Consider the following 13,062-nt stretch of genomic DNA (forward strand, 5'->3'; position numbering starts at 1 on the left):
CTAGTCCTGGGAGTGCGATCGATGAGCGTTAGTGGTCCGGGTGTCGAGCCGATCGCGGTGGTCGGACTGTCGTGCCGGCTGCCCGGCGCCGCGAATCCGCGGGCGCTGTGGGAGATGCTGCGCGCGCAGCGGGCCGCGATCCGGCCGCTGGACGGTGCGCGGGCGGCGGCCATGGGCGAGCGGCCGGGCCGCGCGGGCGGCTGGCTCGACGACGTCGCCGGTTTCGACGCCGAGTTCTTCGGCATCGACCCGCAGGAGGCCGTGGCGATGGATCCGCAGCAGCGGCTGTGCCTCGAGCTGGCCTATCAGGCCGTGGAGTCCGCGGGGATGTCCCGTGCGGCGCTGCGGGGTTCGGCGACCGGCGTGTTCGTCGGGACGATCTGGGGCGACTACGCCGACCTGCTCGACACCGTCGATCCCGGCCGGTACGACATGACCGGCGTCGCGCGCGGCATCCTCGCCAACCGCGTCTCCTACACCTTCGATCTGCGCGGCCCGAGCATGACCGTCGACACCGGGCAGTCCTCCTCGCTGGTCGCGGTGCACCTGGCCGCCGAGAGCCTGCGCGGCGGGGACAGCGAGATCGCGATCGCCGGTGGCGTGAATCTCGTTCTGGCATCGGCCAGTAACGCGCGGTCGGTGGCCTTCGGCGCGCTCTCGCCCGAGGGCCGCTGCCACACCTTCGACGAGCGGGCCGACGGCTACGTGCGCGGCGAGGGCGGGGCGCTGCTGGTGCTGAAGCGCCTCGACCGCGCGGTGGCCGACGGCGATCACGTGCTCGCGGTGCTGGCGGGCAGCGCGGTCGGCAACGACGGCACGACCGGCACGCTGACCACGCCGTCGCCGGACGCGCAGGCCGAGGTGATCCGGGCGGCGTGCGCCCGCAGCGGCATCGAACCCGCCGAGTTGCAGTACGTGGAATTGCACGGCACCGGCACGCCGGTCGGCGATCCGATCGAGGCGGCGGGGCTGGCCGCGGCCGTGGGGCGGTCCGGGCGTGACCCGCTGCTCGTCGGCTCGGTGAAGACGAATATCGGTCATCTCGAGGGGGCGGCGGGCATCGCGGGCCTGCTCAAGACCGTGCTCGCCGTCGCGCACGGCGAGATTCCCGCGAGCCTGAACTTCCGCAGGCCGCCCGCGACGATTCCGCTCGCGGAGCTGGGCCTGCGGGTGCAGTCGGAGACCGGGCCGTGGCCGCGACTCGCGGACGCCGCGACACCCAGGTACGCCGGGGTGTCGTCGTTCGGCATGGGCGGGACCAACTGCCACATCGTCATCACCGGGGCGCCCGCTCCTGCCCGGACCGCCGTCTCGGACGCGCCGGAAGCCGTTGTGCCGCAGGTTCTTTCGACGCCTTCGCAGGCCGCACTGGCCGACGACACGGCGGCGCTGGGCGACCCGCGACCCTCCGACCCGGAGGTGCCGGAAGCCGTTGTGCCGTGGGTGCTTTCGGCACGTTCGCGAGCAGCGCTGGCCGCGGTCGCAGACGGCATGGCGGCGCTGGGCGAACCGCAGTGGTCGCGGACCGAGATCGCGGCCGGGCTCGCGCGGCGCGATGCCTTGGAGCACCGGGCGGTCGTGCTCACCGGATCGGGACGGCCGACGGCCGACCTCCTCGCGGATCTGTCCCGCGGCGTGATCGACCGGCACGTGGTGGTCGGCGATCAAGTCGTGCCCCGTCATTCCGGCGTGTCCGGTGCCTCTAGTCATTCCGGCGTGTCCGGTGCCTCTAGTCATTCCGGCGTGTCCGGTGCCTCTAGTCATTCCGGCGTGTCCGGTGCCTCTAGTCATTCCGGCGTGTCCGGTGCCTCTAGTCATTCCGGCGTGTCCGGTGCCTCTAGTCATTCCGGCGTGTCCGGTGCCTCTAGTCATTCCGGCGTGTCCGGTGCCTCTAGTCATTCCGGCGTGTCCGGTGCCTCTAGTCATTCCGGCGTGTCCGGTGCCCCTAGTCATTCCGGCGTGTCCGGTGCCCCTAGTTATCCCGGCGTGTCCGGTGCCCCTAGTTATCCCGGCGTGTCCGGTGCCTCTAGTCATTCCGGCGTGTCCGGTGCCTCTAGTCATCCCGGCGTGTCCTTGGCCGGGACCGGGCCGGTGCTGGTGTTTCCCGGGCAGGGGGCGCAGTGGGTCGGGATGGGTCGTGCGCTGCTCGATGCGCCGGAGCGGGTTGCCCGGGTGTATACCGATCGGCTGCGGGAGTGCTCGCGGGCGCTGGTGGCGGCGGGTGGTCCGGACGCGCTGGCGGTGCTCACCGCCGCCGAGCCGGGCGGGCTCGACGGGACGGCCGTGGTGCAGCCGGTGACGTGGGCGGTGTCGGTGGCGCTGGCCGCGGTGTGGGAGGCCGCCGGGGTGCGGCCCGCCGCGGTGATCGGGCATTCGCAGGGGGAGATCGCCGCCGCGGTGGTCGCGGGGGCACTGACGATTACCGAAGCGGCGCATGTGATTACGGCGCGCACGGTGGGCCTGCGGGTGCTGGCCGAGGCCGGTACCGGCGGCATGCTGTCGGTCGAGCTGGGGCGGGCGGACCTCGAACCGCGCCTGGCGGGGACCTCGCTGGTCCTCGGCGCGATCAACAGCCCGGCGGGGACCGTGGTCTCCGGCGACCTGACCGAACTCGAGGCGCTGGCGCAGGCGCTGCGCGCCGACGGGGTGCGGGTGCGGCGGGTGCCGATCGAATATGCCTCGCACTCCCCGGCGATCGATGCCATCGCCGACGCCGTGCGCGCGGATATCGGTGTGCTCGCGCCGAAACCGCCGCGGGTGCCGTGGCTGTCCACGGTGACCGGCGAGTGGATGACGGAAACGCTGCCCGCCGATGCCGACTACTGGGTGCGCAATCTGCGCGAGCAGGTCCGCTTCGCCGACGTGGTGGCGCGGCTGGCCGAGGCCGGGCACACCGTGTTCGTGGAGTGCGGCTCGCATCCGGTGCTGATCGGCGCGATCGAACAGTCCGGCGGGACAGCGGAATTCGGCGATCCCGCGGTGCTCGCCACGCTGCGCCGGGACGATGGCGGTGCGGACCGGTTGTTGGCCGCGCTGGCGGAGGCGTGGGTGGCCGGAATCGATATCGACTGGGCCGCCGTGGTTTCCGAAACCCATGCGGTGGCGTTGCCCCCGAATGCCTTGCCGCCCTATCCGTTCCAGCATCAGGTGTTCTGGCCCGGCACGGTGCCGACGCGGGCGGCCGCCCGGGAGCCGATCGTCGCGGCGCCCGCGGTACCGACCGACGATGCGGTGGAGGGTGCCACCGGCCGGTTCGCTCGGCTGTCGGAGGAGGCGGCGCGCAGCGAGGTGCTGGGCACGATTCTGCGCGTGACGGCCGAGCTGCTGGGGCGCGACACGGCGGCGGACATCGACGCGGAGGCGACATTCCGCGAACTCGGCGTCGACTCGGTGCTGTCGGTCCAGGTGCGGACCGCCATCGGGCGCGCCGTCGGGATGCGGCTGGCGAGCGTGGTGCTGTTCGATCATCCGACGCCGCGGCGGTTGGCGCAGTGGCTGACGGATCGGTTGCGGCCCACGGGCATTGCGGCCGAGACCGTTGTTTCCGCTGCGCGCGGTCGGACCGGTGCCGGTGTCGACGACGACCCGATCGTGGTGGTGTCGGCGGCCTGCCGGTTCCCGGGCGGTGTGGAGAGCCCGGAAGCGTTGTGGGAGGTCGTCTCCGGCGGCGACGACGTGCTGTCGGGCTTCCCGGCGGACCGGGGCTGGCCCGCGGGGCTGTTCTCGGCGGACCCGGAGGCCGTGGGGCACTCGTCCGTGGATCGGGGCGGATTCCTCAGCGGCGCGGGCGAATTCGATGCCGGGTTCTTCGGGATCTCGCCGCGCGAGGCGCTGGCGATGGATCCGCAGCAGCGGGTGCTGTTGCAGTGCGCGTGGGAGGCGTTCGAGCGCGCGGGCATCGACCCGCGCGAGCGGACCGCCACCGGGGTGTTCCTCGGTGCGATGGCGCAGGATTACGGCCCGCGCATGGATCGTCCGGCCGGAGGGCTGGACGGCTACCTGCTAACCGGCAATGCGACGAGCGTGGCGTCCGGGCGCATCGCGTACGTGCTCGGGCTGGACGGCCCGGCGCTGACCGTGGATACGGCGTGCTCGTCGTCGCTGGTGGCGCTGCACCTGGCGGTGCGCAGCCTGCGCGACGGCGAATGCGAGCGGGCGCTCGCCGGTGGGGCGACCATCATGGCGACGCCGGGAATCTTCGTGGAATTCAGCCGTCAGGGCGGGCTCGCCCCGGACGGCCGGTGCAAGCCGTTCGCCGCCGCCGCCGACGGCACCGGGTGGAGCGAGGGCGCGGGCGTCGTGCTGCTGGAGCGGCTGTCGGCGGCGCGGGCGGCGGGGCACCGGGTGCTCGCGGTGGTGCGCGGGTCGGCGATCAACTCCGACGGCGCGTCCAACGGGCTGACCGCGCCGAACGGCGTTGCGCAGCAACGTGTTATCCGGTCGGCGCTGGCGTCGGCGGGGCTGGCGCCCGGGGACGTGGACGCGGTCGAGGCGCACGGCACCGGCACCGTGCTCGGCGATCCGATCGAGGCCGAGGCCCTGCTCGAGGTCTACGGGGGCGACCGCGCCACGCCGCTGTCGCTGGGGTCGTCGAAATCGGTGCTGGGCCACAGCCAGGCCGCCGCGGGCATCGCGGGGCTGCTGACCATGGTGCAGGCGTTCGCCAACGAGGAGTTGCCCGCGACCCGCGGTGTCGACGCGCCGAGCCCGTTCATCGATTGGGAGCGCGGCGCGGTCGTGCTGCGCACCGAGGCACAGCCCTGGCCGCGCACCGACCGGCCGCGCCGGGCCGGGGTCTCCTCCTTCGGAATCTCCGGCACCAATGCGCACGTCATTATCGAGGAACCGCCGGTGCTCGGCGACGTCGCCGCCACGCCCGCGCCGGTCGCCGGATCGCTGGAGCCGTGGGCGTATTCGGCCACCGATGCCGACCGGCTCGAGGCCCTGGCCGAGCGCCTCACCGATCTGCCCAATGCCGAGACGGCGGGCATTGCCGCCGCCCTGGCTCGCAGGCCCGCGCTGGCGCACCGCGCCGTGCTGGACGGCACCACCCGGACGCCGATCGCACGGGGCGTAGTGTCCGCCGGCGGCGGGGGCACGGTGTTCGTGTTCCCCGGGCAGGGGGCGCAGTGGGTCGGGATGGGTGCCGAATTGCTTTCCGCCGGTGGTGTTTTCGCCGAGCGGCTGACGGAGTGCTCGGCGGCGGTGGTGGCCGCGGGTGGGCCGGATGTGGTGGCGGTGCTGGCGGGCGGCGGCGATCTGGACGATGTCGCGGTGGTGCAGCCGGTGTCGTGGGCGGTCATGGTGGCGCTGGCGGCGGTGTGGGAGTCGGTCGGGGTGCTGCCGTCCGTCGTGGTCGGGCATTCGCAGGGTGAGATCGCGGCGGCCGTGGTGTCGGGTGCGCTGTCGGTGGCCGAGGGTGCCCGGGTCGTGGTTTCGCGGGCGACGGCGTTGCGGAGTTTGGCCGGGTCGGGTGCGATGGCCTCGATCGGGGAGCCGGAGGAACGTGCGCTGGCGCGGATCGCCGCGTGTGGTGTCGAATCCGAAGTCGGTGTGGCGGTGGTGAATTCGCCTGGCTCGGTGGTGGTATCGGGTCCGGTGCGGGCCGTGCAGGTTGTGGTGGATTCGGCGGTTGCCGATGAGGTGCGGGCGCGGGTACTGCCCGTCGACTATGCCTCGCATTCCCCGATGGTGGAGGGCCTGGAGTTCGAGTCGGTCGAGACGGCGACGCCGCGGGTGCGGTGGTTGTCCACGGTCGACTGCGCCTGGGTCGAGGAGGCATTGCCCGGGGAGTACTGGGAGCGGAACCTGCGGCTGCCGGTGCGGTTCGGTGAGGCCGTCTTGCTGTTGGTGGACAACGGCTTCCGGCATTTCCTGGAGATGAGCGCGCACCCGGTGCTGGTGGGCCCGGTGGAGGAGGTCGCCGAATCGGCCGGGGCCGACGAGGTGGCGACGGTGGGCTCGCTGCGCCGCGACGAGGGCGGCTGGGACCGCCTGGTGGAGTCCTTCGCGCAGGCGTGGGTGCGCGGCGTGGGGGTCGACTGGACCCGCGTGGTCGGCGTGCCCGGCGTAATGCCCGCGGCAATACCGACCTACCCGTTCCACCGCACGCACTACTGGGCGCTGCCCGAAGAGGTCACCGGCCCGGCGCCGGTGGCGGATCCGGTCTCGGCGGAACTGTGGGCGGCAGTCGACAACGACGATGTGACCGCCTTCAGCGCGGCCCTGGACGTCGACCCACAGGCAACGCTCGAGCAGATCCTCCCCCGCCTGGCCGACTGGCGCGCCCGCCGCGCCGACGAGCAGCGCACCGAGTCTTGGCGCTACCGGGTCGACTGGCAGCGTCTCGCCGACCCCGGCCAAAAGCATGCCGGGGGCCAGGGTGGAGCGCGTGCCGGGGACCAAGGTGGAGCGTATGCCGGGGGCCAGGGTGGAGCGCGTGCCGGGGGCCGAGGTGGTGTGCATGCCGGGGGCCGAGGTGGTGTGCATGCCGGGGATCAGGGTGGTGTGCTTGCCGGGGATCAGGGTGGTGTGCTTGCCGGGGACCGGGGTGGGGTGGATGCCGGGGAGCAGGGTGGAAAGCGTGACGGGAGTCTGGGTGGGGTGGGCGCGGGGCATTGGCTGCTGCTTGTTCCGGAGGCTTCTGATGGTGACGAAATAGATTCTGTTGCAACGCCTTTGGCTGCGGTTACCGGGGCTGCGGTCCATCGGGTTGTGGCGGGGGAAGCGGCGGAGCGGCTGGCTGAGGTTGTGCGGGTGGAGCGGCCGGATGTGGTCGTTAGCCTGCTCGGGTTGCGGAGAACGGGTGGGGCGAGCGCGGTTTCGCCTGTGCTGGCCGAGACTGTCGGCGTTGTGCGGGCGTTGGCGAGTGTGGGGGGCGAGGCTCGGCTGTGGTGTGTGACGCGGGGGGCGGCGGCGGTGACCGAGGCGTTGGACGGGACTGCGGTGTTGGATGGTGGGCCCGATCCGTATGCCGCTCAGCTCTGGGGGTTGGGGCGGGTTGCGGCGCTCGAATATCCCGATCGGTGGGGCGGTCTCATCGATTTGCCCGTGATATCGGTGCCGCCGGTCGATCCCGAGGCGGAGGCGGAGGTTTGGGCTCGGCGCATTGTCGGGGCGGTTACCCGGGGTGATGGCGAGGATCAGGTGGCGCTGCGGGATGAGGGGGTGTTCGGGCGGCGGCTGTGCCGGTTGGAGGCCATCGAACCGGGCGAGGACCGGCCGCGGCAATTGCGGGGGACCGCGCTGGTGACCGGTGGTACCGGGGCGCTGGGTGCGCATGTGGCGCGCTGGCTGGCGGGTGCGGGGGACATTACGCACATCGTGCTGACCAGTCGCCGCGGTGCGGATGCGCCCGGTGCCGACGAACTGCGCGCTTCCGTCGAGGCGCTCGGTCCGCGAGTGAGCTTCGTGGCCTGCGATATCGCCGATCCCGCCGCCGCGGTGGAACTGGTGGAGCGGTATCAGCCGAGTGTGGTCGTGCATGCCGCGGGTGCCATGACGCTGACGCCGCTCACCGATATCACCCCCGAGCAGCTGGACGATGTGCTGATCGCCAAGGTCGCCGGTGCGGAGAATCTGGACGCCGCCCTCGGCGATCGGCCGCTCGACGCGTTCGTGCTGTTCTCCTCCATCTCCGCGTGGTGGGGTGTCGCCGACCACGGGTCGTACGCGGCGGCCAACGCGCACCTGGACGCGCTGGCGGAACGCCGCCGGGCCATGGGCCGCACGGTGTTGTCGATCGGCTGGGGACCGTGGTCGGGCGGCGGCATGATCGCCGCATCGCTCGGCGAGACGCTGGCCCGCCGCGGCGTGCCGCTGATCGATCCCGAACCCGCGATCCTCGCCCTGCAACGGGCACTCGACCGCGACGACCCGGTCATCGCGCTGGCGGAAGTGAATTGGGAGAACTTCGTCTCGGTCTTCACCACCTCCCGCCCGAGCCACCTGTTCGACGAGGTGCCGGAGGCCCGCGCCGTATTGGCCGCGGCCACCGCCACTTCCGGCCCGGACACCGAGGCGCAGGGCACCGCCGTCGCCCGCCGGATCGCGGCCGCCACCGTGGACGAGGCCGAACGGCTGGCGCTGGAGCTGGTGACCGGCGAACTGGCCACGGTCCTCGGGCACGCCACCGCCGACGCCATCGATCCGGCGCGCGCGTTCTCCGAGATCGGCGTCGACTCGCTGGGCGCGGTCAACCTGCGCCGCGCCCTGCGCGACGCCACCGGGGCGACCATGGCGACCACGGTCGTCTTCGACCATCCGACGCCGCAGCGGCTGGCGCGGTGGCTGGTGGGCCGGTTGCGGCCCGCGGATTCCGGTGTGGCCGTTGCCGATTCCGGATCCGGCGCGGCCGCCGTGCTCGACGATCCGGTGGTCGTGGTGTCGGCGGCGTGCCGGTTCCCGGGCGGCGTGGAGAGCCCGGAGGCGCTGTGGGACATCGTATCCCGGGGCGGCGATGTGACGTCCGGCTTCCCGGTGGATCGCGGCTGGCCGTCCGGGCTGTTCTCGGTGGACCCGGAGGCGGTGGGCCGGTCGACGGTGGATCGCGGTGGATTCGTCACCGGGGCAAGCGAATTCGATGCCGGGTTCTTCGGGATCTCGCCGCGCGAGGCGCTGGCGATGGATCCGCAGCAGCGGCTGCTGTTGCTGTGCGCGTGGGAGGCGTTCGAGCGGGCGGGCATCGACCCCCGTTCCCTGAGCGGCAGCCGGACCGGCGTGTATGTCGGCATGACCGATCAGGACTACGCCCACCTGTTGCGCGGCGACGGCACCGCGGAGGCGCACCTGGCCACCAGCGTGGCCAACAGCGTTGCCTCCGGGCGCATCGCGTATGTGCTCGGGCTGGAAGGTCCGGCGCTGACGGTGGATACGGCGTGCTCGTCGGCGCTGGTGGCGCTGCATCTGGCGGTGCGCAGCCTGCGCGACGGGGAATGCGATCAGGCCCTGGTGGGTGGCGCCATGATCATGTCGACCCCCGACCAGTTCATTCGATTCAGCCGCCAGCACGCGCTGGCCCCGGACGGCCGGTGCAAGCCGTTCGCCGCCGCCGCGGACGGGTTCGCCCTGTCCGAGGGCGCGGCGATGATTCTGGTGGAGCGGCTGTCGGTGGCGAAGGCGGCGGGGCACCGGGTGCTCGCGGTGGTGCGCGGGTCCGCGGTCAATTCCGACGGTGCGTCCAATGGCCTGACCGCGCCGAGCGGCGTTGCGCAGCAACGGGTGGTGCGCGCGGCGCTCGAGGTCGCGGGCCTGCGCCCGGACGATATCGATGCCGTGGAGGCGCACGGCACCGGCACGGCGCTGGGCGACCCGATCGAGGCGAGCGCGCTGCTGGAGGTGTTCGGGGCGGACCGGCCGGAGCCGCTGTGGATCGGGTCGGTGAAGTCCAATATCGGGCACACCCAGACCGTCGCCGGGCTGGCCGGAGTGATCAAGACCATCCTGGCCATGCAGCACGAGCAGCTGCCGCCGACCGCGCACGTCGATGCGCCGAGCCCCTATATCGACTGGGACTCCGGTGCGGTCCGGCTGCTCATGCAGGGGCGGCCGTGGCCGCGCGCCGGTCGGCCGCGCCGGGCGGGTATCTCCGCCTTCGGCATCTCCGGCACCAATGCGCACGTCATTCTCGAGGAGCCGGATCGGGATCTCGACTGTGCCTGCGGCGCAACCGAATCCGTCGGTCCGGTGGCGCTGCCGCTGTCGGCGCGCGATCCCGAGGCGCTGGCGGCGGGCGCGGGCAGGCTGGCCGCGCACCTGACCGAGGCGCCCGCCCTGCCCCCCGTCGCGGCCGCCCTGGCCCGGCGCACCGCCTTCGAGGAGCGTGCCGTCGTGCTCACCGGGGGCGCCCGGCCCGATGCCACGCAGACCCTGCGTGCGCTCGCCGCGGGTGAGGTGCCCGGTGACGTGATTCGGGGTGTGGCAACGGGTTCCGGTGCGGGGGTGGCCTTCGTCTTCCCGGGCCAGGGTGGGCAGTGGGTCGGCATGGGGGCCGAATTGCTGGCCGCCGGTGGGATTTTCGCCGAGCGGCTGACGGAGTGCTCGGCGGCGGTGGTCGCCGCGGGCGGCCCCGATGTGGTCAAGATTCTGGAGAGCGCAAGCGATCTGGACGATGTCGCTGTGGTGCAGCCGGTGTCATGGGCGGTCATGGTGGCGCTCGCGGCGGTATGGGAGTCGGTCGGCGTGGTGCCGTCGGTGGTGGTCGGGCATTCGCAGGGCGAGATCGCGGCCGCCGTGGTGTCGGGTGCGCTGTCGGTGGCCGAAGGTGCCCGCATCGTGGTGTCTCGATCCACGGCACTGCGGAGCCTGGCCGGGTCGGGTGCGATGGCCTCGATCGGAGAGCCGGAGGAACGTGCGCTGGCGCGGATTGCCGCGTGTGGTGTTGGGTCCGAAGTCGGTGTGGCGGTGGTGAACTCGCCCGGTTCGGTGGTGATCTCCGGTCCGGTGCAGGCCGTGCAGGCCGTGGTCGATTCGGCAATCGCCGATGAGGTGCGGGCGCGGGTGTTGCCCGTCGACTACGCCTCGCATTCCCCGATGGTGGAGGGTCTGGAATTCGAGTCGGTCGAGACGGCGACGCCGCGGGTGCGGTGGCTGTCCACGGTCGACTGCACCTGGGTGACCGCGGGGCTGCCGCGCGAATACTGGGCGCGCAATCTGCGGCTGCCGGTGCGGTTCGGTGAGGCCGTCTCGCTGTTGGTGCTCAATGGTTTCCGGCATTTCGTGGAGATGAGCGCGCACCCGACGCTGGTGGGCGCGGTGCAGGAGGTCGCGGAGTCCGCGGCCACCGACGAGGTGGCGGTGGTGGGTTCGCTGCGCCGCGACGAGGGCGGCCGGGACCGGCTGCTCGGATCCTTCGCGCAGGCATGGGCGTTCGGCATGGCGGTCGACTGGACCCGGACGACGGAGGCGCCCGGCCCCCTGCCCGCCGTGGTGCCGACCTATCCGTTCCACCGCACCCGCTACTGGCCCGAACGCGCCACGGCCGCGAATGCCGCTGCGGCCGTGCCGGATTGGCACCACCGCGTCGTGTGGCGTCCGGTGCCGCTTCCGGCCCGTCCGGTCGCCGAGTCCGCCCCTTGGCTGATCCTCGCCCCCGGCGACGAGCCGGTGCGTGAACTGCGAAACGCGTTGGTGGCGGCCGGTTTCGCCGAGCCGGACATCGTGACCGTCGAGCCCGGGACCGACCGCGCCGCGCTCGCCGATCGGCTGCGCGCGGCCGCCCGCACGCCGCACTCGGCGGTGGTGTCGGCGCTGGGCCTGCGGCCGGGGGAGACCGCCGACGGGGTCGCGGCGGGCACGGCGACCGCCGTGACCGTGGTGCAGGCCCTGGGCGACGCCGGTGTCGACGGCCCGTGGTGGTGGCTGACCCGGCGCGCGGTCTCGACCGCGCCGAGCGAAACCCCCGATGCCGCACTGGCACAGCTGTGGGGGCTCGGCCTGGTGGCCGGGCTGGACGACCCCGGCCACTGGGGCGGTCTCGTCGACCTCGGTGACCTCGGGAGCGACCTCGCGACCGCCGTGGCGGTCATCGGCACCGGCACCGACGAGGATCAGCTCGCCGTGCGCGAGGGCCGGGTGCTGGCGCGCCGAATGATCCTGGACACCCCGACCGGGGACGGATCGAGCTGGCGGACATCGGGTACCGCGCTGGTCACCGGCGGCACCGGGGCGCTCGGCGGGCACGTCGCGCGCTGGCTGGCCGACGCCGGGGCCGAACGGCTCATCTTGACCAGCAGGCGCGGACCCGATGCGCCCGGCGCTGCCGAACTCGCCGAAGAACTCGGCGGCCGCGGCGTCGACGTCCGGATTGTCGCGAGCGATCTCACCCGTGCCGACGATCGGGCCGAGCTGGAGAAACTGCTTGCGGGGCACCAGGTTCGGACGGTCGTGCACACCGCCGGGATCGTCGGGACCGAGGCACCGCTGTACCGGCGCACCCTGGACGAGGTCGCGCACACCGTCACGGCCAAGGTCGGCGGCGCGGAATACCTGGACGCCCTGTTCGCCGATACCGACCTGGACGCGTTCGTGCTGTTCTCCTCGGGCGCGGCCACCTGGGGCAATGCCGGACAGGCCGATTACGCCGCCGCCAACGCCCATCTCGACGCGCTCGCCGCGCGCCGCCGGGCCGCGGGCCGCCCCGCGCTGTCGGTGGCGTGGGGCGCCTGGGCGGGCGGCGGCATGGTCGACGACGACACCGCCGCCGCGCTGCGCAATCGTGGTGTGCGGCAAATGGATCCCCGTGCCGCCGTGGGCGAACTGGCGCGGCTGCTCGCCTCCGGCGCGGGTCCGACCGCCGTCGTCTCCGATATGGACTGGGCGCGGTTCGTCGACGTGTACACCGCGGTGCGGCCGCGGCACCTGTTCGACGATCACGGTGCGGTGCGGCATCGTTCGGTCGCCGCGGAGGAGCCCGAGCAGGCCGCGGGCAAGGCCGATCCCGCCGCCGCGCTGCGCGAGCGGCTGGCCAAGGCGGTCTCGGAGACCGAGCGGACCCGAATCGTGGTCGAACTCGTGCGCCGCACCGCGGCCGCGGCGCTCGGGCACGACAAGCTGTCGGCGGTGGGCGCGTCCCGCTCCTTCAGCGACCTCGGCTTCGAATCGGTGACCGCGGTCGAGTTCCGCAACCGGCTCGCCGCGGCCAGCGGCATCCGCCTGCCCGCCGGGGCGGTCTACGACTACCCGAGCTCGGCCCGCCTGGCCGCGCACCTCATCGACCTACTGGGCCCGATCGCACCGGCGACCGGGGACGGCGCGCCCGTCACCGTGACCGGCGCGTTCGCCGACCTCGAGACCGCGCTGCGGCAGGCGGACGGGGCCTGGCCCGACGACCTGGACACCCACGACCTCGCCGCCCGGCTGCGGGCGCTCGCCGACCGGCTCACCGAGACCAACGACGCCGCGCCCGCGGTGCCCGACCTCGAGCCGACCGGCGGGCCCATCGACGCCGATCTCGAATCCGCCTCCGGCGACGAGATCTTCGACCTCATCGACAACGAGTTCGGGACGGTCTGACCGATCCCGCGAAACCGCGCCCCCGCGCGGTGCACCGAAGGAGCCGACTGC

General features: G+C 73.1%; 1 protein-coding gene. It reads left to right on the forward strand.

Going from position 1 to position 13,062, the window contains the following annotated elements:
* Positions 1 to 21 precede the first annotated feature (21 nt).
* A complete protein-coding gene (locus HPY32_RS43720; RefSeq protein ID WP_216675861.1) occupies positions 22 to 13,011 on the forward strand; it encodes a type I polyketide synthase in 12,990 nt (4,329 codons plus the stop codon).
* Positions 13,012 to 13,062: the final 51 nt, after the last annotated feature.

The organism is Nocardia terpenica (assembly GCF_013186535.1).
GTDB classification, from domain to species: Bacteria; Actinomycetota; Actinomycetes; order Mycobacteriales; family Mycobacteriaceae; genus Nocardia; species Nocardia terpenica.